This window comes from Epibacterium sp. MM17-32 (assembly GCF_022348205.1).
Taxonomy (GTDB): domain Bacteria; phylum Pseudomonadota; class Alphaproteobacteria; order Rhodobacterales; family Rhodobacteraceae; genus Epibacterium.
In genome coordinates this window covers 1-21,591 of sequence record NZ_JAKRFC010000016.1, presented here as the reverse complement: position 1 = coordinate 21,591, position 21,591 = coordinate 1, and the positions used below count along the sequence as shown (strand labels likewise).

Sequence of the window (21,591 nt, the reverse complement as noted above, 5' to 3'; positions counted from 1 at the left end):
CTGATAAGATCCTGTAAGGTATACAAAAAGTCCCCCTGATGCTGCGCGGCATCAGGGGGACGACAGACCGTTTTCACGAAAATTCGATGACGCCGCCGAAGCGATCATCCCGATCAGGTCAATTCCCGTTGCAGTTCCCGGACCTCATGTGCCAGCCGGTCCAGCATCGGATCGGCGATGCCCTGCGATGACAGATGCTCGGCGGTGTTGAACAGATAATCGACGTTCGGGCCCCGCTCACCGGCGGCTGTCGCGATCATTCGGGCCTGTTGATCCGGGGTGAAATCCCCGTATTGCTCGTGATCGCGGTTCACCACATAGGTATACGCCTGCACCACCCGCCCGTCCTGCAACCGCAGCGGGGCGATGATTTCACGATAGGCCGGATTGAACAGCTCCCGCGCGCGGATGGAGGCCATGACCGGTTCTTCCTCGGCGGGCGGGATGGCCAGTGCCACGCCCTCGCAATAGCTGTCGTCACCGGCATCCAGCGCCAGCACCAATCCGGGGTCCGCAAAGGTGCCGCGATAGCGCAGCGAGCGCAGACAGAACCGGCGATGCCAACCGTCCAGACGCGCCACGACCTGTTCCTGCGGGACAAAGCCCGGATCCCAGATCAATGATCCATAGGCAAAGACCCAAATGCATTCACTCATGTCGCCTCCAATCGGTTGCGGTCTTGGTGTTCAGTCCAGCTTTTCATAAGCGGCAACGAGACTGCTGTAGGGCGGCAGGAACAGCGCATGCACCTCCGCGCCGACCTGCACCGGCTGGCGAATGTCATAATGCAGATGGATGGGAATTTCGGTCAGCCAGCTGTTGCTGACGGTGCCGATGCGATCCCCCTGTTTCACGCGATCCAGTGGCGCTACGGTGACGCTGTCCATATCCAGATGCACATAGCGATGCAGGGCGCCATCGGGTGACTGAACGGTTACCGCAAACCGCCCGATGTGAGAGACCACCCCGTCGGTCGCGGCGACCGTCCAGTGGACACCTTTCTCGCAGGTTGCAGGCCGCAGATCCTGCCCGCTGTGACCGCCCGAGCTGCACACCGCGATGTCGCTGCGGCGAAACTCACAGAAGTTGTCCCGCCACGGATAGCTGTAGTTGACGGCATCGCAGGAATCCCCCTCCGGGCCTTTGGCCCCGCCGATCGAAAACGCGTGCGAATTGGCATAGGCCGGGCCGCTCTCCATCGGAAACCGCATATCCGGAAAGAACACCACCGGACTCTTTACCCCTTCGCCGCTGTTCTCAAGCAGATCACCCGGCGCGTGAAAATGGGGTTCGGCGTGACCCTGGCTGGCAGCCAAGGCCACAAAGGCCGCCGCGGTCAGAGATTTACATGCCATTGGCTTGTCCTTTCACGACAAAGAGGGTTTCGGCCAGGCTGGACAGATAGTCGGGTTCCGTACAGCGGGTGTCCGTGGTCGGCGCGTCGCAGGTGATGCGCAGGGTGTAGAAGGCCCCGAACCGCTCCAGGCTGTAATCGGCACCGGTGCCGATATTCTCATAGGCGGTGGGCTGATGATGCAGTGTCAGCGCATCCCCCGCCTGCAACACGGATTTCGAACCGGAAATCGACACCTGGATGTCCTCTTCGGCGTAGAACGCCGCATAGGCCGTCCCCTGACTGACAAAACCGGGGGTCGACAACTCTGCCGCACCGCCGAACAACATCACCGGCAGCGCGGTGGGATCTGCGCTGGCGGGCAAGGCGAGAAACGCATCGGTAGCGGGTTTTTCCTGTTCGGCGGTCTGCACGGCAGCGGCCTCGGCGGCGGGCCAGTCGATGCCACGCTCGACCAGTTTGGCCTGTTGCGGCTCTGCCGCAGTCAGGGCCCCTGCCCCGGCAAGCAGCGCGATAGCGCCTGCGCACCAGGGGCTTTTGGTAATGATTTTCAACATGTTGATCTCCATTCTGTTCGGGTTTTCCACCCAATCCGCGCTCACGCGGTTTCCAGATTTCGGGACGCTTCCTTGGCCGGTTTCACCGCTGGCCGGGCCTTGCGCATCATCTGGTTCATGATATTGCGCCGATGCATTTCCTCGGTGCCGCCCACGCTGCAAAAGGCCAGCGCATCCCGCAGGAAGGTCGATACCTCGCCCTCGTGATAGCCCCGGCTGCCGTAGAGTTTGAGCAGATCCACAGCGCCCTCGGTGATCGCGCTGGCCCCCGCCAGCTTGGCGATCGAGCAGGTCATCACCGCATCGGGCGATTGCGTCAGCAACTGATGCAATGCGCCGTAGGACACCCATTTGGCGGTATCCGCGGCGATGCGCATATCGGTCAGCTTCTTCTGCACATACTGATGATCCACGATCGGCTGACCAAAGGTCTGCCGGGTCTTGGCGTAGGACAGCGCCTCGGTCAGCATCGGATCACACAGCGTCGCCGCCACCAGCCCGTAGTAGAGCCGCCCAAGCGAGACAAAGCGCACCAGGTTGCGCAGCCCTTCCCCCGGCACGCCCAGGATATGGCCATAGTGCAGCGGCACATCCTCGAACGTCAGACCGCCGGTCGGCAGGTCGAGGTTACCGAGTTTGCGATCCTGCGGGCCGATGGTCACGCCCTTGCTGTTCTGGTCCACCAGCACCAGCGAAATACCGTCACGCGCATGGCCTTCCAGTTTGCAGACCACCAGCGTGAAACTTGCGACCGGCGCATGAGCGATATTGTACTTCTGACCATTGAGCACGAATGTCTCGTTCGGACGCGGGCTCAGGAAGGTGGAGCTGGCGCGTACATCGGTGCCGGTGTCGGGATCGGCGATCGCCGTAGCGCTCAGCTGCCCGCGCAGAATGCGCCGGAAATAGTCCGACTTCTGCGCCGGTGTTCCGAACAGATCCAGCGCATAGGCCATACCCGCCTGGGCGATCACCGACAGCAACAGGCCCGGCGTGCGGATGGTCGAGGCCAACCCCTCCAGTGCCGCGGTGAAATCCCACCAGTCGCACCCGCGTCCACCGTAATCCTTCGGCACGATCATGTGCCACAGCCCGGCGCTGCCCAGTTGGTCCCAGGTTTGTTGATCAAAAGCCCGCCGCCCCAGGTGCAGCTCATCCCGGTCGGTCCGGCTGCCAAGGGACGCAAATTCCGACCGGATCGCCAGCTGCTTTGATGTCCAACTCAAATCCATTTGCGCTCTCTCCTTCTTTGATCACGCCTTGCGAGCCAGCGAGATCAGCTCTCGCCCTGAAAATTCGATACGCGGGTCTTGAAATCTTCGGGGATCGGGTAGGTGGACTGTTTTTCGTAGTCGAACATCACGTGCACCGACAGCAGCTTGGCAACCACGCGCCCGTCGGCACTGCCGTGGCGGATCTCGTGCTCCATCTCGAAACTCTTGCCACCGAACTTGGACACGGTGCTCAGCACCACAACGGTGTCACCGTAATGCGCCTGGCTGATGTACTCACAGGCGGTCTTGACCATGATGTGCGGCAGTTTCTGGTCCTTGGGCAGCTCCAGCAGCGCATGCATGTATTCCAGATAGGCCGACTGCATGTAGTCGTAGTAGATCGGGCTGCTGACGTGGCCCATGGAATCGGTATCGCGGTAGCGTACCTCGATGGCGGTCTCAAACGCGCGCTGTGTCATTGGGGGATACTCCTTTAGGGGTTGATGCAGAAACTTCGAAAGTGGCGTCGCGACAGCCCGAGTGTTTCAACGGGCCATGAATGGTGAAGCCCATGGGGACCTGGCCAAAGGCCCGCAGCACGTGCAGGCCGTGTTTCTCGGCGGCAGCCAAAGTGGTGATGCAGCCATCACCACGCCCGGCCGCGACCTCGGCAGCGGCATGCGCGTTGCTGGCGGCGTAGATGCGCTTCATCTCGGGCGGCAGCAGTTTTTCGGGGGCAGGATGTGTCTGGCAAAGGGTCGGCATCTCGCCGGTGACCGACGCCAGGACCATGTCATCGGTCATCATGATAAACACATCGAGAAGACCCAGATGCGCGATGTGCTCGTAGATGATCGAATGAAGCTGGGGATAGGCGACCACGCTGAGGAGCACCGAACAGCCGCAGGCCGCCACCTGTTCCGCCGCCAGTTCCATTGACCCATGCAGGGCCAATTCGGCATTTCGACATTTCAACGCGGCCCATTTCAAAGCGGCTTTTTCACAATTCGTGCCCGCGGGCCCAAGCGTGTGAATTGCTCTTACCCAATCATAACTATCAGAGGCTTTCTTGCTATATCGATCATCAGGATCATCCATAAGCGCGACGTCCATTCAAGATTCCTCCAAATGGGATCACCAATTGACTCATCTACATTTCACTAGTCAGGCAAACATCTGCATCGGCCGATATTTGTCTGTTTTCAATTTATCGAACCGAGCCATTTATCGCGGCCCCTGATCACATATGATCGAATGATGCACTATGTCACAATTCGGAAAACTTGAGGGCTCCCATCAGCTTTAGTGACACGGGCTCCAAACACCTGCCACAGCACAAAAAGCGCGCTCGCAACCGAGCGCGCCAAACCTCTTCCAACCAGCTGATTTCAGCGATGTGTCGCGATCAGCATCCCGCTTGTGCCCTGGGCACAGGGCTCCGGAACACAGACTGAAACGGGTGGCTTACGCCGCCAATCCGTCGCGCGCCGCAGCCCCGAACAGATCCTGACAACGCGAGAACCAACGCTGAACCGGATCATCCTTGTCCAGCAGATCCCGGGCACCAACCACCCAGCACCATTGCAGTGTTCCAAACACAATATAGTCTGGAAACAGAGGTTTATCGCCGCAGATCCAAGGCTGATCCTCCAGCGTCTTACGCAAGGGTACGAGCCTTTCGGTCAGAACCTCGCGTTCCGAATCGCCGCGTTCGGCCAGGGTTTCCAGTGAGACACCGAATCGCTCTTCGCGCTTGGCCCGAAAATACGCCTGATCCGATTCGCTCATCACGTTATACATATCCATCGCCACGATGACCGATAGCGGCGGATGCAGCATGGTCAGGCAATAGGTCTCAAAGAACCGCGCCATCCGGCGCCCTCCGTCACCTTCGAACAGGCGAGGTGCATCCGGGTAGGCCTCCTCCAGATACTCACAAATATCAAAACTATCGCCCAGCACCCGGTCTCCGTCCCGCAATACCGGGACGCTGTTAAATGCGCCGCCTTCGATTCCCTTTATCGTGGAAAAATCCACTGGTTCGATGGCAAAATCCAATTGCTTGTGATGGAGCGCCATAATTACCTTCCACACATGTGGGGAGTAGCTTTCGCCTGCTTTTCCACATAAGCTATACAGAGTTCTCATACCGGCCTCCTGCGCCAAATCATAATTTCACATGATTTTGGTTTAACGCGAAACATATCCCGCGGGACAAGCAAAACTTTTGCCATTGTTCATTTTAACTCAACAACGCAGGTATTCATGAATTGAAGCGATGCGCAGATTTCATCTGTACCCCTCGCACCAGGCGCGCGACCAGGCTGGGGCACTCCCCCGCATCCACAGGTTGACGCACCCTCAGCGCCCGTGGCCCATCAGGACCCTGTGGGATGCGCGCCTAGGCGAGTTGAAGCGCCGGCGGCTCTGCCAAGGTCCCCGATTTCATCAGATCGGAGAACAAGGCGTTGACGGCATCAATGGCGGGGTCGTTGATACGCGATGACAGAAAGCCCGACATGATACGCGCCGTCTTGCGCACCTCATGCAAGAGGGTGACATCCTCGGGTTTGGGAAACCCTTCCTCTGCATTGACATGAACCAGCCCGACACCGGCGCCACTGGCCACCAGCGTTCGGGTCACCGTCTCATCATCCACATTGATAACACGCTTGGGTTGTATGTCGTGCTGCTCCATCAGCGCCTTGGCCCAGCGGCCGCAACAACCATCCTGAGACGAGACAATCCAGACCATATCGGCGAGTTGCCCCCAATCAATCGCATTTCCGACCTGGACCACCCCCACCGGCGCCGCCAGGTGAATGCTGAAACGTGAAACTTCCGTCAATGTCAGGTCCGGCATATCGCCCTCGGGCTCGGTGAAGAATCCCATGTCCAGTGTTTCGTTGCGCAGCCCGTCGATCACCTGCGCAGAGGTCAGATGCTTGAGCTCGATTTCGAGCTCGGGAAACCGCTCTGAAATCAGGTGCAGAAAGGAACTGACAAAACCGTTGCCAGAGTGGCGCCCGGCCCCAAGCGCAAATTTTCCGACAATACTGCCTTTCAGGCGTGTCGCCTCTTGCAAAAACCGCTTGTGACGCTCCAGGAGCTGGGTCGCCTCGCCCAACAGCCGCTCTCCATCGGGGGTTACGCTCATGCCGCGGGACGTGCGCTCAAACAGGGCCAGCCCCAGCGCCATTTCGATTCCCTTGATTTGGGCGCTGACAGAGGGCTGACTGCGGCACAGGATGTCGGAGGCACGGGTGATGCTGCCTTCTTGGGCAACGGTAACAAAGACTCTTAGCTGTTGAATATCCAAAACTGTTCTCGTTCGTTTTTCACGCAAATACCCTTGATCGGTCCACGGGGTTGGCGGAGACGTTCGACCTGTTCAGCTCTGCGATGCGACCGTCCAGAGCGGACAGGCGCATGGCGTGGATGCTGATCCAGAACGTTGCACTTCACACCCCAGAATACAAGCTAAACGTGCATAACCAATGCTGCGGACAGGCACTATTCTCACGTCAACGACAATAATTGTGCATGAGATGCCGCATTTGCACGGTTTGCTGACGGCGCGCGCCAGATCACGCGAAATAGCGAGGCCGGAGCGAACGCTGCGCCGCAGCAAGGGCTGCAGGGGATAAACGCATGCGCCACGGGGCGCGGCCCGCGCGGGGCGATTGCTCCGCCGAGGGCGGGTATGGCGCTCTCGGCGATCCGCGCTCCGCCCAACCAGATACAGAAAACCGACAGGCGTTAGGCGGATCAACAGCCTGCACCGGACCTCCACCGCTTGAAGGGTCGAACTCAGCCGATGTCGGCGCGCATGGGCATTGTGCTTTGCCGCATCATCACCTCGTAGCCCAGATCGACCACGGCAGGGCCGGACCATGTGCCATTCAGCTTTGCCAGCACAATTTTCAGCGCCATCTGCCCCATGTCGAACCGACGGGTCCGAACGCTGCTGAGAGCGGGATTCGCCGCCGACATCACTTCCAGATCATTGAATCCGCAAATCCCAAGCCGATCCGGGACGGACAGCCCGGCGCGCTGTGCCTGGAACAAGGCCCCAAGCGCGAGGTCATCGTTGTTGCAGAAGATCGCATCCACGTCCGGGGCCTGCGCCAGCAGCTGCTGCAACATCTCGGCACCTTTGGTGACCGATGACGCCTCGGGCGACGTCATCACGCGATCGGTGTGAAACACTCCGGCTGCCGTGGCTTCGGCGCGAAACCCGTCAAACCGGCGCCGGGTGCGCGGGTCCATCCGCGCGCCCAGAAACCCGGGCCGCCGGTAGCCCTGCGCCAGGAGATGCCGAGTCGCCGCCTGCGCCGCGTGAAAATGCGAAAACCCCACGCAGGCATCGACGGGGTTTTCTCCCGTCTCCATGATCTGCACCACCGGGCAGTCGAGGCTTTCCAACAGCGCACGGGCCGCTGTGCTCTGATCGAAGCCACTGACCACAAGACCGGCGGGTTTCTGGCTGGCAAACAGCCGCAGGGCGTTTTCCTCTGTCCGGGCGCAATAGCGGGTGTTGGCCAGCTGCACGTCATAATCCGAGGGCTCCGAGGCGGCGTAGATCCCTTTCAGCACTTCGGCAAAGACGCTGTTGGTGACCGACGGGATCAACACGCCGATGACGTTCGACCGCCCCGTCGCCAGATGCCGCGCGGCGGGATTTGGCACATAGCCGAGCTCCGCCACCGCCGAATCGATCCGCTTGCGCACGGCCTCGGAAACCATGCCGGGGCGGCGCAGCGCCCGCGACACGGTGATCGCACTGACGCCGGCCAGCCGGGCCACGTCATCCAAAGTTATTCTTTTCTTTTCGGACATTGGCGGAATTTGTCTCCCTTTGGGAAATATCTTTCTTGACGAATGACAGCGCTGTCAACATCATGACAGCGCTGTCATTGAATGGTGGCGCTATCAGACGGCGATTTGCGAGGAGGCAGGCACGCAGTGCGACATATTCTGGTCATGGGCGTTTGCGGTGTGGGGAAATCCAGCGTCGCGGAGGCAATCGCCGCCGCGCTCGACGCACCCTACGTGGAGGCCGACAGCTTCCATTCGCCCGACAATGTGGCGCATATGCAGGCTGGCCGGCCGTTGACCGATGAGATGCGGCGCGACTGGCTGGAGGTCATCGGCGCGGAGCTGGCGCACCAGCCCCGGCCCGCGGTTCTGGCCTGTTCGGCTCTCAAGCAACGCTACCGTGACCTGCTGGCAGCACAGGCGGGCGAGATGATCATCATCCACCTGACCGGCGCGCGGGATCTGCTCGAACATCGGGTTGCATCCCGTCCGGGCCATTTCATGCCCCCCAGCCTCGTCCAGAGCCAACTTGACGCGCTGGAGCCGCCGTCGGGGCCTGATGTCACAGAAATCGACGTTGCGTTGTCACTGCCGCAGGTGGTGGCGCGGGCGCTCGACTTTGTCCGGAGCCGAGGAGGCGGCACCGGACGCTAAACCCAAACCTCACACAGAACACTCTCAGGGAGGAGACCCATGAACCATCTGTTCAAAGCAACCCTCGTTGCCACCACCCTTGCCGGCGGCGCCCTGGCGCAGGACTACAGCCTGCGCTTCCAGTCGTCGGACCCGGCGGGCAACCCGAACTTCCAGCTGCAAACCCGCTGGACCGAGATGGTCGAGGAAAAGACCGGCGGCAAGGTCGCCATCGAACTGTTGCCGGTGGAAAGCATCGTCGCCCATAACGAAACCCAGGACGCGATCGCGGCGGGTATCCTCGACGGTCATGTCACCGACACCTCTTATTTCTCCGGCAAGGACCCGGCCTTTGGCCTGATCGCCAACCCGGTCGGCGCCTGGAGCGCGCCGGAGGAAATGTTCACCTTCATGCGGACCGGCGGCGGCAATGAGCTGATGCAGGAGCTGCTGGCCCCCTACGGCCTGCATTTCATCGGCGCGACCACTCCGGGGCTCGAGGCCTTTGTCTCTGCCGTACCGCTGGAGGGTGTTGAAGACCTCAAGGGGCTGAAGATGCGCGCGCCCGAGGGTCTGGTGCAGCAGGTTTTTGCCGCGGCCGGGGCCGCACCGGTGAACCTGCCGGGCTCCGAGGTGTTCACTTCGCTCGACAAGAAGGTGATCGAGGCGGCGGATTACACCGTGTTCTCGACCAATCAGGCGCAGGGCATGCATGATGTGGCCAAACACCCGGTCTATCCCGGCTTCCACTCCATGCCGCTGGTCGAGATTTCGATGAACAAGGCCAAGTGGGACGCGATGCCCGCCGAGATTCAGACCGCGATCACCGAATCCGTCGAGGAATTCGCCGACCTTCAGGTCGCCACGCTGCGCGAGGCGGATCTGGCTGCGGTCGAGGCCGCCAAGGCCTCTGGTAAGGTTACAGTCCACGACTGGCCCGCCGCCGAGCGCGCCAAGTTCCGCAGCATCGCCACCGGCGAATGGGAGCAGGTCGCCAGCCGCTCCGAAAATGCGCAGAAAGTCTATGACACGCTGACCGCCTATCTGAAGGGCGCGGGCCTGTTGAACTGAGCCCGACCCCAACAGCGAGGGGGGCCGACGCGCCCTCCTCTACCATCACGCAACACCGATCATGACGGGAGGACCGGCCTTGGCCGAACAGGAACATGCAACAGCGCCGGATACCGAGGGCCCGGGTCCGATACCGCAGGCCGGGCGTCTGGGGCGCTGGATCGACCGCGGCGGGCTGGTCTTTGCCGCCGGAATCGTGCTGGCCATGCTGATCCTCATCCAGGAGGTGATCCTGCGCTATGTCTTCAACGCACCCACCATCTGGGCACATGAGACGACGATCTTCCTGTGCGGCATCGCCTTTGTCTACGGCGGCCTCTATTGCACCGCCCGCGACCGCCATATCCGCGTGGTGCTGATCTATGACGCGCTTTCGCCGCGCTGGCGGCGACGGTTCAACGTGGCGATCTCTGTCATCAGCGGTGCGGCGGCGGCAATGTTTGCCTGGGCGGCCTGGACCATGGTGGCGCGCGCGATCTTCATGCCCGACGGCAGCTTCCGGCTGGAACGCTCGGGCAGCGCCTGGGACCCGGTCTATCCGGGCCTGTCGAAGCTCTTCCTGTTTCTCGTGCTCGCCGTCATGGCGGTGCAATTCGCGGTGCTCGCGGTGAACTACCTCAAGGACAAGAAATGACCGAACTGTTTGGCTCCTTTCAGGCCCTCGGCATCGAGAGCGCAACCCTGTTGATGTTCGTCATGCTGCTCGGTCTTCTGGTCACCGGCATGCCGCTCGCCTTTGTGACGCTGCTGGTGGCGCTGATCTTTGCGCTCGGGTGGACCGGGCCGATGGTGGTGCCGCTCATCACCAGCCGGGTCTATTCCTTTGTGGCCAGTTTTGTCTTTGTCTCGGTGCCGATGTTCGTCCTGATGGCGGCCATCCTGGACCGCTCCGGCATTGCGCGGGATCTGTTCGACGCCATGCGGCTGGTCGGGGGGCGCCTGCGGGGCGGGGTCGCGATCCAGACCATTATCGTGGCGGTGATCCTGGCCGCCATGTCCGGCATCATCGGCGGCGAAGTCGTCCTGCTGGGGCTGATCGCCCTGCCCCAGATGCTGCGGCTCGGATATGATCGCAAGCTGGCGATCGGCGTGGTTTGCGCAGGTGGGGCGCTCGGCACCATGGTGCCGCCTTCCATCGTGCTCATTATCTACGGGCTGACCGCAAATGTGTCGATCGGGGATCTCTTTACCGCGTCCTTCCTGCCCGGGCTGATGCTGGCCGGGTTCTATGTCGCCTATGTGCTGATCCGTGCCTACCTGAACCCCGACGTCGCGCCGGTGGTCGAACGCGACGAGGTGCCGATGGCGGAGAAACTGCGTCTTCTCAAGGGGCTGGTGCTGCCCCTTCTGGTGGTGGCGATGGTGCTGGGCTCGATCTACGGCGGCATCGCCAGCGTCACCGAAGCCTCTGCCGTGGGGGTGGCCGGCGTCATCCTGTCGACGCTGGTACGTGGCGAGTTTTCCGTGGAGCTGTTGAAAGGCGCCGCCCTTCAGACGCTTCAGACCGTTGGCATGATCGTCTGGATCGGGATCGGTGCCTCGGCCCTCGTGGGGGTGTTCAACTTCATGGGCGGGATCAACTTTGTCTCGGCGCTGATCACCGGCATTTCGGACAATCCCCATGTGGTGATCCTGTTCATGATGGCCATTCTCTTCGTGCTGGGCATGTTCCTCGACTGGGTCGGGATCGCGCTGCTGACCATGCCGATCTTTGTGCCCATCGTGACCAAGCTCGGCTTTGATCCGGTCTGGTTCGGCGTCGTCTTCTGCATGAACATGCAGGTGAGCTTCTTATCGCCGCCCTTTGGTCCAGCGGCCTTCTACCTGAAATCGGTGGCCCCGGCGGACATAAGCCTTGGCGAAATCTTCCGGTCGCTCCTGCCGTTTATTGCGCTGCAGATCCTGGCGCTGGCCATGCTGATCGCCTTCCCCGGCATCACCGGCAGATAGAGCTGAAAAGCGGGAAAACACCGAAATACGGCATTGCCGAACTCAGTCTTCGTGATGCCCGAACGACCTCCCGGCCACAGCTGCACAGCGTGGCCGGGTGCGCGTTTTTGATGTCATCCCCCTGCGTTTACTGGCCCCGCCGTGCATCCGTGCCCGCACCGGCTGGCCGTCGCAGCGGGGCCGGATCCGCAACAATTCCCCCGACCCGCAAATAAGATTGTTACTGACCCCACGTCGCGAAAGGTGTACGGAATATTAAGACGACTTAACAGATAACATTATTACTTTGCCTGGAGGCGTCCATGGCCGAAGAACCGCTCAGCGGCCCCGAGATCAAGAAGATCATTTCAAAGAGCCGCAAGAAGCCCGTGAGCTTTGCGTTCAATCCCGGCAAGGATGATGCCGACGGTTACCTGCTGCTTCACCTGAAGAAGCCCGCCAAAATGCTGGGCAAACAGGCGAAGTCCGAAGGCGACGGCGGCAAGGCCGCTTTTGGCACCTTTGAGACCGAAGGCAAGGTGATGAAGCTCGAATGCGAGCTGTCGATCCCCGCCCTCAGCAAGAAGCTGAAGAAATACCTCAAGACGCAGAAGATCAGCCTGCAGCCCGTTGTCCTTGGCGAGGAGGATCTGGAGGCCGCCCTGGCCGAACACAACGCCGATCCGGACGCATTCTATGACGAATTCGCGGATGAGGACGCAGACGACACCGCAGAGGACGATGGCCCCGACGCCGGTGCCGTCGGCACTCGCATCAAGGCCATGGTGACCGCGTTCAAGGCACTGCCCGATCCGGCACAGGCCAAGCTTGCAAAACCTGTCGAAACCGTGGTTGCTGCCTTCAAGGCCGGCAAGCTGGAGCAGGCCAATGCCGCCATCGACAAGGTGATGCCCGCCATCGAGGCCGCGCAAGCGGACTCTGGCGATCCGGTTGGCCAGACGGGCACCGCGGATCGCGCCGGGCTGGAAACCCAGCTGAAATCGCTCGCCGGGCGCGTCAAACAGCTTGAAGAACCGCAAAAGTCCAAGCTTGCCAAAGTGGTGCAAACCCTGGCCGGCACCCTGAAAGCCGGGGATCTGGACAAGACCGCTGCCGGGCTGGCCAAACTGGCACAGGCGCTTGACACCGTCGCGCCTCAATCCACCTCGGACAGCTCCGGCACCAGCCCCGAACAGGAGCGCTACAGCACGCTTTTTGCCGAAATGGAGCCGCAGGTGCAGACAGCCCTGCGCGACAACCGGTTCCCGGACGAAAAATCGCGGGGCGATTTCCTCAAGCTTTGGGAATGGGGCAACAACAACGCCGCAGACGGGATCTATGACAAGGCCGTCGCCGCGCTGACCCGGGCGCAGCCCTTGCTGGCCGCCGCAATGGCGTCCGAAGGGTCCGATTACGCCGCCGATGTGCCAGAGGATGTAAAGCCCTTCGCGATCTCACGGCTGAAATGGCAAAGCACCCTCACCACCATGCACAGCGAGCTGAAGAAGCTTCAGGACGCGATCCGAACCGTGTGCAATGGCGACCCCGAATTGCAGCCGGTGGCCGACAGCGTCGGAGAGTTGGACGCCTATCTGGATCGGCTTGACGACCGCCTGTCCGACAAGCTGGACGAGGTGGTGAACGCCGCGCCCGGCAGTGACCGGGAGGCCCTGAAAGCGCAGGCCCGCGGATTGCTGAAGGAATATCAGTCAGAACTTTCTGGCGACTTCTTTCGCGTGATCGACGCCGACAACGGCTTTGCCAATGTGGCGATCGCTTCCTCCGCTGCGTCGGCGCTCTCCGAAATCGAGAGCGCACTCAAATAACGAGGTCTTTGACCGACAGGAGTTTCCGTCATGCCCTGGGATGATCTTTCCAAACCGCAGCAGACGTTTATCAAATCGTATTTCACCACCGGCAAGGGCCTCGCCAAACTCGGCAAGAAGCGCAACCTGAAGGAAAACAAGGACCTGATCGAAGGCTATCGGGCCTATCTGAGCGCCGAACAGGCCGCCTTGTCGGCCTTGCGCGGCCTCGAAGGCTCGCCCGAGCACACCTTCTTTCACGATGAATATCTGAACGCCAAACGCATGAGCGAGGCCAACGGAACCTTTGTGATCGGTGCCGGCGATTTCCAGAATATCGCCCGCCGCGCCTTGCGTCAGGGCATCACAAACGCCCGCAAGGGCAAGGAAGGTGGCGAAAAAGCCGAACTGGCCGACGGTTTCTACCGCCAGATCCAGAGCGCCGTCAGCGAGGATCAACCCAGGCTCAAGGAGTTGGAAACCAAGGTCGAGGGTCTGGCGCAGCTTGATACCGAAAACGTGCTCCAGGTGCCGGACACCGCCTTTGCCCAGGCTCACGCCGATCTCTCCTCGCAAAAGCATAATGCCATCCGCCACGCCGTCGAGGACAAGAACCTGTCGCTTGAGGACGCGAAGCAGGCCATGGAGACGGCTCTGAAGGAGTTCCTGGCCACCCGCAAGACCCTGATGGAAAAGGTCGATGCCGCGCTCAAGGACACCGCTGCGCTCGAAACCCTGGCCGAGGCCATGCGCAAGGCGCCGGAGTTCCGCCAGACCTTGCGGGAATGCCAGACGATCGCCGACGATCTCATCGACTGGGAGGTCGACAAGGCGGATGCCTTTGCCAAGACGCTGCGCGACATCGGCACCAAGGCCGAAAAATCCCGTCGGTACGATCTGGAACTGGCCACCCTGACCAAGTGGAAGACCCAGGCCGAAAAGGCCCGCACCGACGCGGCGCAGGCCTTCGACACCGAAGCCCAGAAACACCGGACCAAGATCAACACGCTGACAAGCGGGCTGGCCGGGCTCAGCACCAAGGTGCCCGCCGCGCAGAAGGAACAACTGGCGGACCTTATCGCCATGGCGGAGCTGGTGCTGAACGAGGGCAAGAACATCGGCGCGCTCGCGCCGCTTGCGGGTCTGTTGGACAAGGCCGATAAGCTGCTCGTCGAACTGAGCCACGCCGAGGTCATCAACCAGAAGAGCGCAACCCTGATCGCCCAGATTTCCGAAGTGATCGGCAAACCCGGCGGCACCGACAAATTGCCTGCCTCGGAAATCCAGCCGACCAGATATGACGAGCTGAAAACCCGCTTCAACGAGCTGCACGAGAGCTGGCAGGAGCAATCCCCCGACACCGCCCACACCGCATTTGATGCGCTGGCCAAACAGGTCGAGGCCTTCAAGACCGCCACCGACGACATGCGGGTCTGGCGCGATGACACGTTGGTCAAATACAAGGCAGTGGAGAAAAAGGTGAACGCGCTGGCCAAGGCGATCTTTGACTATGGCAAGGAAGACCACGGCGCGGTTGCGACCATGCTGCGCAAGGCCTTTGGTGTGACCGGCGACAAATACGAGGGCGCTCTGCGCGACACCCTGACCGAGGCCCATGGCATGATCGTGGGCGAGGATCCGACGCTTCAGAACTATGCCGAGATCAAACTGACCGACGTCGAAACCAAGGCCGATGCCTGGCTCAACGCCACCGCCCGTCTGCGGGCCGCCGAGAAGGCCGGCACCACCCCGGACCCCGCGGATATGGGTGTGGTCGCCGAACTGCTGACCGATCAGCAGGCCGCCGTCGACGCGCGCGAGGAAAAAGAGCGCAAAATCAAGGACTTCGAAGCCCGCACCAAGCAGACCGCAAGCAATCTGAAAAAGCTCAAGGCCAGCGACCAAATCACCGAACAAACCCGCGAAGAATACGAGGCCATCGAAAAACTGAACGAGTCTGCGCTCAGCCAGGCCAAGGGCGGCAATCTGGAGGCGGCCGAGGAAATCCGGTCGCGCGTTCAGCACCGCATCACACGCGCCATGGGCAACCCGCCCAAACCGGTCGACAATTTCGACAAGCTCGCCGGCATCGGCAAGAGCTGGGCCTCGGCCGTCAACCGGCTCAGCCAGGATCTGGCAACCCTGGCGCGCACCGCCGGTGACGCGGTCGACGAAGACAGCGGCTTTGACGGGGATAAGGCCAGCAAGGCCAAGTCCGGCCTGACGGCGATGGAGAAGGTTGCAACCGCCTTTGACGCGACCGCCTTTGATGCCGCTGCTTCGGTGCTGGGCGACCCGGACACCGCAGGCGACGAAAAGGCGCGCAAAAAGGCCCGCGAGGATGCGCTGCGCCTGGTGCGGCTCTATCGCGGCTACATGAAGGGCAACGCGCTGGTCAAACACGCCGCCATGAACCCGTTCAAGGTCAACGGCATCGCCGTGCCCATGAACGCCATCCTGAATTACATCGAACTTGAAGTCCTGCGCGGCGTTTGAGCCGACCGACGAGGGAGGACCCCCCATGCCCATGACGCCCGAACAGACAACCTGGGTTGGCCAGGTCACCGGCGTTGCCGCCCAGGCCCAGCAGGCGGATACGGATTTCGAGCAGCGCCAGGCCGGCGCGCAGATGATCGCCGAAACCCTGACCGACGACGCCCTGCAAGAGCTGCAGGACGCCTTTGCCGCCATTCAGGTGGAATTGAAGAATGGCAAATCGATGCCGCTTCTGGACACTGCCAAGCACGATCCCTTTGCCGAAGTGGACACCTACGCCGACATGCCCGGCGCCAAACCCATCGACGGCGACAAGCTGGGGCGGCTGCAAGAGCAATACCAGAAGATCCTCGCCATGCAGGCGGAACTGGAACAGCTCGACTACTACAAGGTGCCGGAACCGGCAGATCCGGATTTCCCGACCTACGAAGAAGCGCAGGCGATCAAGGACGCCCATGACCGTATGGCGCGGGACCTGTGGCAGCCGCTGATGCGGCAGGGGATCATCCCGGAAAACATGATCAACGACCGCCACTCCGAAGTGGTCCAGACCTTTCAGGAAAGCTCCGCCCTCTACGAGGCGCGTTTGCAGGAGCATTCCAAGAACATGTCCAAGGCCGATATTTTCCTGGAAAAATTCGCCCCGGTCGAAACCATCGGCAAGGCCACGATCAACGCGGCGGGCAAGCTCACCGGCTTTGCCGGGTCGGTCGCGGCTGTGACCGAAAACGCCAAGGTGCTCACCGACACCAAGGAGGCCGCCGAGGTCATCGAGATGTGCGACGTGGTGTTTACCGCCACCTGCAAGATCGTGCCCACGGTGGTCAAGGAACGCGACGCCATCAAGGCGGTCGACATCTTCAACGAGGCCCTCGGCACCACCCTCAAGAGTGCGGGCGTGGATCCCACCGTGGCCGATTGCGTAACCAGCATCATCAATGGCGCCGCGCGATCCGCAAATGCGGGCAAACTGATTGCCGAAGGCGACCTCGAAGGGGCGTTCAACGAATTCGGCAAGGCGATCACCTCCAGCTTTGCCGCCACCGGTGACAAGCAGCTGACCGAGGTGGGCAAGCTGATCGGCGAGAATGTCTCGCGGCTCGCCACCGCCACCGGCGCCGCCAAGGCCCTGGCAGAAGATCCGCCGAAACCGGGCAAGGCGATGGATTTCATCCTCGCCGAAATCGGCAATGCCGTCGGCTCTCCCGAGGTGAAGGCCGTGATCGGCATCCTGCGCACCGGCGCGCAGGAACTGCCGGACGCCATCGCCAAGAAAGACGCCTTTGCGGTGACCGACACGCTGACCAAGATGCTGGGCCAATCCCTGACCACCGCCGGTGTCGACGCCAAGGTCGCGACCGCGATCACGGGCACCATCACCGCCGGGGCGCGCGGTGCAGCCGCCGGCAAGCATCTGGCCGAAGGCAATGTCGAAGCGGCGTTCAAATCCTTTGGCGACGGGATTGCCACCGGGCTTGCCGGGACCGGCAACAGCGATGTGGCCGCCATCGGCGAGTACATCAAGACCGGCCTTGAAACCGCCGCACAGGCCACCGCCGTCAAGCAGGCCATGGCGAAGACGCCGCCCGACACGCTGGCCGCGATGAAGGCGATGGAAGACGCCGCCGCAGGCATCATCGGGTCCAGCGGCGTCAAGGATGCCATCAAAGCGATCGCCGCCGCCGAAAACAGCGAGACGCTGGGCGAGGATCTGGAAACCGCCCGCTCCAAGCTGGAAGAAGCCACCAAGCTTGCCCAGGAGAGCACCGAGGAATACGGCAATATCGAGGGGCCGGATACCGCGCCGATCTCGATCGAGGCGATCAACAAGCTGAAGGAACAAAAGGCGCTTGAGGAAGCCGCCGCCGCCCGCTCCGAAGAGGAAAAACTGCGCGCCTTCATGGAAGAGAAGGACGCCGCCTTCGAGGAGCTGCTGGTCACCGGCTTCCCACCGCCAAGCTCCGACGCCGAGGAAATCGCCGCCGCCGAACAGAAGCGACTCGACTCGATGGAGACGCTGATCGCCATCGTTCAGCGCGACAAGATGACCTTTCAGCTGGCCCAGAAGATCGTCACCAAGGGCCCCGGGCTGATTGCCGACCTGGTGCCCGGCATGGGGCTGGTGCAGGCCTGCGCCGAACTGGCCTTTGCCATCGCCGAAGCGGTCAAACACGCCGAGCAGCTCCTGATCTGGATCGAAAACGTCGAGGACGCAGGCGCCGCTGCAACGGTGCAGCTGGATGCAATGATGAACCGCTACGGGCTTGAAACGAAACAGAATATCATTGCCGACATCAGGGTGGGCATCAAGGCGGTCAAAGTCGCGGGCGAAGCCACCAAACTGTCCCCCGCCGCCCCGATCGGGCTGGCGATCTCCTCTGGTGCGGACGCCGGCGAGGCGCTGCTCGACCTCGGCGTCGAGATTGAGAAGAACGTCGCCATCGCGCAGGCCTGGGCCGCATACAAGACAGCGCTGGAACAGCCGCAGAACCGCAAGGCCGCGCGCATGGCCCTGCGCAAGAACCCGACCCTGTCGAAATACGCCATGGCCTATGGGGCCAAGGTCGAGGGCAACGCCATCGCCAAGGAGGCCATGCGCCGCTGCGGCATCAACGAACGCACGCTTGCCCAGCCCGAGACCAATGTCGACAAGGTGGTGACCTATCTGGAGCAGCTCTATGACGAGGACCCGGTGGTGGTCCGCGCCGTCGGGGTCGCCAATGACTGGCACCCGGGCGAGATCGAACTGACCTATGAGAGCTTCTGCCGCTTCCACATGAAGGCCACCAGCGTCGCCAAGCCGACCGTCACCGGCCCCGATGCCGGACGCATCAAAAGCACGCTGGCCACCTATGAGACCGCCGTGCCCGCGTTTGAACAGGCGGTCGAAACCGCGGCGCGCACCGGCACGCCGCCGGACGAGACGGTCGAACGGGCCGCGGTGGAGGCGGTTGTCGCCCTGGGCAAGGCGCTCAAGGCCTATAGCCCCGAGGCGGAGACCGGCGGCCTGCATCAGGAAATGGCCGATTATGTTTACACCCTGGGCGCCAAGACCTCGCTGAAGCATCGCGCGCTGCAAAAGCTCATCGCCGAAGTGGTCGCGCCTCAACGAAAGCTGCTGGAAACCACCTGAGCCATCGCGATCGGATCCTGCGGGAATCTGACCCCGGCGTCGGGTCTCAGGCTGGCAGGCCTGCCGCGCGCATGGCGTCATCTATGGTCATCAGGTGGCCGCGCATGGCCTCTGCCGCCTCGGTGGCAGCGTGTCTTGTGATGGCGTCCACGATGGCCTGATGTTGCTGGCTGTGGCGCTCGGTAAAGGCGGTCACGCCCAATCTGCGGTAGGTCCGTTCCCATTCCCGCTGCCAGGCGGCGTGCCGCCGCACGCCCGCCAGATAATCCAGCAGGCCAAGCAGGATGGGGTTGCCGGTCACCTCGGCGATGCCGCGATGAAATGCGGCATCAATCTCCTCGCATTCGGTCCGGGTTGTCGCCCCGGTGCCCCGGCGCACCAGATCGGTCAGATAGGCCACATCAGCGCGCGACGCCAACAGGGCCGCCTCGGCCGCCACAGAGGGTTCGATGGTCAACCGCGCCTGCATCAACTGGAGCGGCGACGCCCCTTGCACCAGAATCCGCTCCCGGATCGGATGCCCGCGCGGGCGCGGACCGTAGAATGTCCCCTGCCCGACATGGCGCCAGATTTCGCCCGCCTGCTCCAGCTCAGCGAGGGCCTTGCGCAGGGTTTCGCGACTGCACCCGAGGCGGCGCGCCAGATCCCGTTCACAGGGCAGGCGATCCCCCGGCAGGATGCGCTGCGCCGCCAGCACCGCCTGAAGATCGGCCAAGACCTGTTGTACCCGCCTGGTTGTCATGCGCCCTCCCCCCATTTCAGACCAATTTGCAGACCATTTCACATCCATGCAACAGCCGCGTCAGCCACAGGAGAAACACCATGCTGACCACCATTGCCCTGATCCTGACGGGGCTTGCCGCAGGCGCTCTGAATGCCATCGCCGGGGGCGGCACCTTTCTGTCCTTTCCGGCACTGGTCTGGGCGGGCGTGCCACCGATCATGGCCAATGCCACCGCGACCCTGTCTGCGCTGCCCGGATATGCCGGCAGCGCCTGGGCCTATCGCCACGACATCGGCACCGGGAATGGGACATCCGCCCTTGCGCGCATGGTCCTGATTGCCAGTCTCGGCGGGCTGATCGGCGCCGGGTTGCTGCTGGTGACACCTGGCGAGCTGTTTTCCGGCATCGTGCCCTGGTTCCTGCTGCTCGCCACCCTCGCCTTTGCCTTTGGTCCGGCCTATCTGCGACACCAGATGAGATCCGGACGTCATCTCTCCGAAACCGCCGGTCATGCGGTGGTCTTTGCCGTTTCGATCTATGGCGGCTACTTCAACGGCGGGCTCGGAATCATGCTGCTTGCCGCCTTTGGCGTGATCGGCATGACCGACCTGCACCAGATGAACGGGCTGAAGAACCTGATGTCGGTGATTCTGTCGCTTGTCTCGGTCGCGACCTATACCCTCGCCGGGCTGATCGACTGGAGCACAGCCGTGATCCTAGCGCCGTCCTGCGCCGCCGGCGGCGTTCTGGGCGCTGCGCTGGCCCGGCGGGTCCGGAATACCGCCCTGCTCCGCCTGTTTATCATCGCCGTGGGCATCATCATGACCCTGGTGTTTTTTGTGCAATCGCGGAGTTGACCATTCCTGCAAGGTGATGAATTTTCGGGCACACAGCGATAAAGGCCCAATGCGTGCAACTCCTCAGATCCCTTGGACCCGCAGTGTCCCGCGTCCCCCTGCACGAAGCCATCCGGGCCGGCACCGGCGCGTTGCTTGGCTTGGGGCTGACCGGGATGTTCCTGCTGTCGCCCGGCGTGGACCTCGAGCTGGGGCTCTATCTGGTTGCCCCCTTCGGTGCTTCCTCGGTGTTGCTGTTCGCGATCCCGAACAGCCCGCTGGCGCAGCCCTGGTCCGCCATCGTCGGCAACACCGTCGCGGCGCTGGTCAGTGTTGCAGTCTGTCTGCTGATCGCGGAGCCCACGATGCGGATCGCGGTCGCCGTGGGTCTGGCGATCTTTGCCACGCTGCTGTGTCGTGCGGTGCACCCACCTGCGGGCGCGGTTGCCATGACCGCAGCCATGAACCCGGAGGCCATTTCAGAGCTTGGCTTCTGGTTCGCGGTCACCCCGATCGCGCTGGGAACACTAGCGCTGGTGATCTGCGCAGCGGTCTATGCGCGCCTCACGGGGCGGCGGTATCCGTTCCGACAATTCGATAGCCCGGGCCCGCATCAGACCGATGATCGCACCCCGACCGAACGGCTCGGCCTGACGCAGGCAGAGCTGACGGCGCTTCTCGAACGCTACAGCCAGTCCTTCAACCTCGGGGTGGAGGATCTCGCCCGGCTGATCGGGGCGGCGGAATTGCAGGCGGCCAGCCATGCCTCCGGTCCGCTGACGGCCAATGAGATCATGTCGCAGGACCTGATCACGATCACCCCGGAAACGCCGCTCGCGGATGTCGCCGACCTGTTCCGGCAGCACCGGTTCACCTCGCTGCCGGTCGTCGACTCGGACACAAAGTTCCTAGGTGTGATCTTCCAGATGCACCTCATCACCCAGGCACGGGCGGATGCGCTGCGGCTGGATCGCGGTTACTGGTCCGCCCTCCGTCGGATGCTGGACCGCACCCTGAGAAA

19 protein-coding genes are annotated in these 21,591 nt (G+C 62.2%); 9 read left to right on the top strand and 10 right to left on the bottom strand.

Going from position 1 to position 21,591, the window contains the following annotated elements; translation table 11 throughout:
* Positions 1-113 precede the first annotated feature (113 nt).
* The 9 genes from MHM88_RS19495 to MHM88_RS19455 form a co-directional block, all read right to left on the bottom strand.
* Positions 114-656, bottom strand: coding sequence for a gamma-glutamylcyclotransferase (locus tag MHM88_RS19495; protein ID WP_239368381.1), 543 nt, complete (start codon positions 654-656; stop codon positions 114-116).
* A 30-nt stretch (positions 657-686) separates the two neighbouring features.
* Positions 687-1,355, bottom strand: a complete 669-nt coding sequence (locus tag MHM88_RS19490; RefSeq protein ID WP_239368379.1) for a M23 family metallopeptidase — start codon at positions 1,353-1,355, stop codon at positions 687-689.
* Positions 1,345-1,911 carry a hypothetical protein gene (locus tag MHM88_RS19485; protein WP_239368377.1) on the bottom strand — a complete coding sequence of 189 codons (567 nt, stop codon included), beginning with the start codon at positions 1,909-1,911 and terminating at the stop codon, positions 1,345-1,347. The genes MHM88_RS19490 and MHM88_RS19485 overlap by 11 nt, the downstream gene beginning before the upstream one ends.
* A 41-nt stretch (positions 1,912-1,952) precedes the next feature.
* Complete coding sequence (locus MHM88_RS19480) at positions 1,953-3,143, bottom strand: acyl-CoA dehydrogenase family protein (protein WP_239368375.1); 1,191 nt, start codon at positions 3,141-3,143, stop codon at positions 1,953-1,955.
* A 44-nt stretch (positions 3,144-3,187) separates the two neighbouring features.
* Positions 3,188-3,604 (bottom strand): thioesterase family protein, encoded by a 417-nt coding sequence (locus MHM88_RS19475; protein ID WP_239368373.1) that lies wholly within the window; start codon positions 3,602-3,604, stop codon positions 3,188-3,190.
* Positions 3,585-4,238, bottom strand: a complete 654-nt coding sequence (locus MHM88_RS19470) for a prephenate dehydratase (protein WP_239368371.1) — start codon at positions 4,236-4,238, stop codon at positions 3,585-3,587. The genes MHM88_RS19475 and MHM88_RS19470 overlap by 20 nt, the downstream gene beginning before the upstream one ends.
* A gap of 351 nt (positions 4,239-4,589) precedes the next feature.
* Complete coding sequence (locus MHM88_RS19465; protein WP_239368369.1) at positions 4,590-5,273, bottom strand: glutathione S-transferase N-terminal domain-containing protein; 684 nt, start codon at positions 5,271-5,273, stop codon at positions 4,590-4,592.
* A gap of 253 nt (positions 5,274-5,526) precedes the next feature.
* Positions 5,527-6,444 (bottom strand): LysR family transcriptional regulator, encoded by a 918-nt coding sequence (locus tag MHM88_RS19460; RefSeq protein ID WP_239368367.1) that lies wholly within the window; start codon positions 6,442-6,444, stop codon positions 5,527-5,529.
* Between the two features lie 491 nt (positions 6,445-6,935).
* Positions 6,936-7,964 carry a LacI family DNA-binding transcriptional regulator gene (locus tag MHM88_RS19455; RefSeq protein ID WP_239368364.1) on the bottom strand — a complete coding sequence of 343 codons (1,029 nt, stop codon included), beginning with the start codon at positions 7,962-7,964 and terminating at the stop codon, positions 6,936-6,938.
* A 126-nt stretch (positions 7,965-8,090) separates the two neighbouring features.
* Here MHM88_RS19455 and MHM88_RS19450 point away from each other — a divergent pair, with 126 nt between their 5' ends.
* The 7 genes from MHM88_RS19450 to MHM88_RS19420 all read left to right on the top strand — a co-directional run bounded on the left by MHM88_RS19450 (position 8,091) and on the right by MHM88_RS19420 (position 19,010).
* Positions 8,091-8,597 carry a gluconokinase, GntK/IdnK-type gene (locus MHM88_RS19450; protein ID WP_239368362.1) on the top strand — a complete coding sequence of 169 codons (507 nt, stop codon included), beginning with the start codon at positions 8,091-8,093 and terminating at the stop codon, positions 8,595-8,597.
* 39 nt (positions 8,598-8,636) lie between these two features.
* Positions 8,637-9,647 (top strand): TRAP transporter substrate-binding protein, encoded by a 1,011-nt coding sequence (locus MHM88_RS19445; RefSeq protein WP_239368360.1) that lies wholly within the window; start codon positions 8,637-8,639, stop codon positions 9,645-9,647.
* A gap of 79 nt (positions 9,648-9,726) precedes the next feature.
* Positions 9,727-10,281 carry a TRAP transporter small permease subunit gene (locus MHM88_RS19440; protein WP_239368358.1) on the top strand — a complete coding sequence of 185 codons (555 nt, stop codon included), beginning with the start codon at positions 9,727-9,729 and terminating at the stop codon, positions 10,279-10,281.
* Entirely contained in the window at positions 10,278-11,597 is a 1,320-nt protein-coding gene (locus tag MHM88_RS19435; protein WP_239325325.1) for a TRAP transporter large permease subunit, read from the top strand. The genes MHM88_RS19440 and MHM88_RS19435 overlap by 4 nt, the downstream gene beginning before the upstream one ends.
* A 302-nt stretch (positions 11,598-11,899) precedes the next feature.
* Complete coding sequence (locus MHM88_RS19430; RefSeq protein WP_239368356.1) at positions 11,900-13,402, top strand: hypothetical protein; 1,503 nt, start codon at positions 11,900-11,902, stop codon at positions 13,400-13,402.
* 30 nt (positions 13,403-13,432) lie between these two features.
* Positions 13,433-15,877 (top strand): hypothetical protein, encoded by a 2,445-nt coding sequence (locus MHM88_RS19425; RefSeq protein WP_239368354.1) that lies wholly within the window; start codon positions 13,433-13,435, stop codon positions 15,875-15,877.
* A 25-nt stretch (positions 15,878-15,902) separates the two neighbouring features.
* On the top strand, positions 15,903-19,010 hold the full coding sequence (locus MHM88_RS19420; protein WP_239368352.1) for a hypothetical protein: 3,108 nt from the start codon (positions 15,903-15,905) through the stop codon (positions 19,008-19,010).
* Between the two features lie 46 nt (positions 19,011-19,056).
* On the opposite strand, the gene MHM88_RS19415 is transcribed toward MHM88_RS19420, so the two are convergent.
* The gene (locus MHM88_RS19415) at positions 19,057-19,752 is read right to left on the bottom strand and encodes a FadR/GntR family transcriptional regulator (protein WP_239368350.1); all 696 of its coding nucleotides are present in this window, start codon (positions 19,750-19,752) and stop codon (positions 19,057-19,059) included.
* A gap of 80 nt (positions 19,753-19,832) precedes the next feature.
* Between MHM88_RS19415 and MHM88_RS19410 the strand changes: the two genes are divergently transcribed.
* Together MHM88_RS19410 and MHM88_RS19405 are read left to right on the top strand one after the other, a co-directional pair.
* A complete protein-coding gene (locus MHM88_RS19410) occupies positions 19,833-20,591 on the top strand; it encodes a sulfite exporter TauE/SafE family protein (RefSeq protein ID WP_239368348.1) in 759 nt (252 codons plus the stop codon).
* A 53-nt stretch (positions 20,592-20,644) separates the two neighbouring features.
* Positions 20,645-21,591: HPP family protein (locus tag MHM88_RS19405; RefSeq protein WP_239368347.1), on the top strand; the 947-nt coding region annotated here is incomplete at its 3' end.

Bases quoted from the DNA above. Each gene is read 5' to 3' on its own strand.
- MHM88_RS19495 (WP_239368381.1), bottom strand. From the start codon at position 656: ATGAGTGAATGCATTTGGGTCTTTGCCTATGGATCATTGATCTGGGAT.
- MHM88_RS19490 (WP_239368379.1), bottom strand. From the start codon at position 1,355: ATGGCATGTAAATCTCTGACCGCGGCGGCCTTTGTGGCCTTGGCTGCC.
- MHM88_RS19485 (WP_239368377.1), bottom strand. From the start codon at position 1,911: ATGTTGAAAATCATTACCAAAAGCCCCTGGTGCGCAGGCGCTATCGCG.
- MHM88_RS19480 (WP_239368375.1), bottom strand. From the start codon at position 3,143: ATGGATTTGAGTTGGACATCAAAGCAGCTGGCGATCCGGTCGGAATTT.
- MHM88_RS19475 (WP_239368373.1), bottom strand. From the start codon at position 3,604: ATGACACAGCGCGCGTTTGAGACCGCCATCGAGGTACGCTACCGCGAT.
- MHM88_RS19470 (WP_239368371.1), bottom strand. From the start codon at position 4,238: ATGGACGTCGCGCTTATGGATGATCCTGATGATCGATATAGCAAGAAA.
- MHM88_RS19465 (WP_239368369.1), bottom strand. From the start codon at position 5,273: ATGAGAACTCTGTATAGCTTATGTGGAAAAGCAGGCGAAAGCTACTCC.
- MHM88_RS19455 (WP_239368364.1), bottom strand. From the start codon at position 7,964: ATGTCCGAAAAGAAAAGAATAACTTTGGATGACGTGGCCCGGCTGGCC.
- MHM88_RS19445 (WP_239368360.1), top strand. From the start codon at position 8,637: ATGAACCATCTGTTCAAAGCAACCCTCGTTGCCACCACCCTTGCCGGC.
- MHM88_RS19435 (WP_239325325.1), top strand. From the start codon at position 10,278: ATGACCGAACTGTTTGGCTCCTTTCAGGCCCTCGGCATCGAGAGCGCA.
- MHM88_RS19430 (WP_239368356.1), top strand. From the start codon at position 11,900: ATGGCCGAAGAACCGCTCAGCGGCCCCGAGATCAAGAAGATCATTTCA.
- MHM88_RS19425 (WP_239368354.1), top strand. From the start codon at position 13,433: ATGCCCTGGGATGATCTTTCCAAACCGCAGCAGACGTTTATCAAATCG.
- MHM88_RS19420 (WP_239368352.1), top strand. From the start codon at position 15,903: ATGCCCATGACGCCCGAACAGACAACCTGGGTTGGCCAGGTCACCGGC.
- MHM88_RS19415 (WP_239368350.1), bottom strand. From the start codon at position 19,752: ATGACAACCAGGCGGGTACAACAGGTCTTGGCCGATCTTCAGGCGGTG.
- MHM88_RS19410 (WP_239368348.1), top strand. From the start codon at position 19,833: ATGCTGACCACCATTGCCCTGATCCTGACGGGGCTTGCCGCAGGCGCT.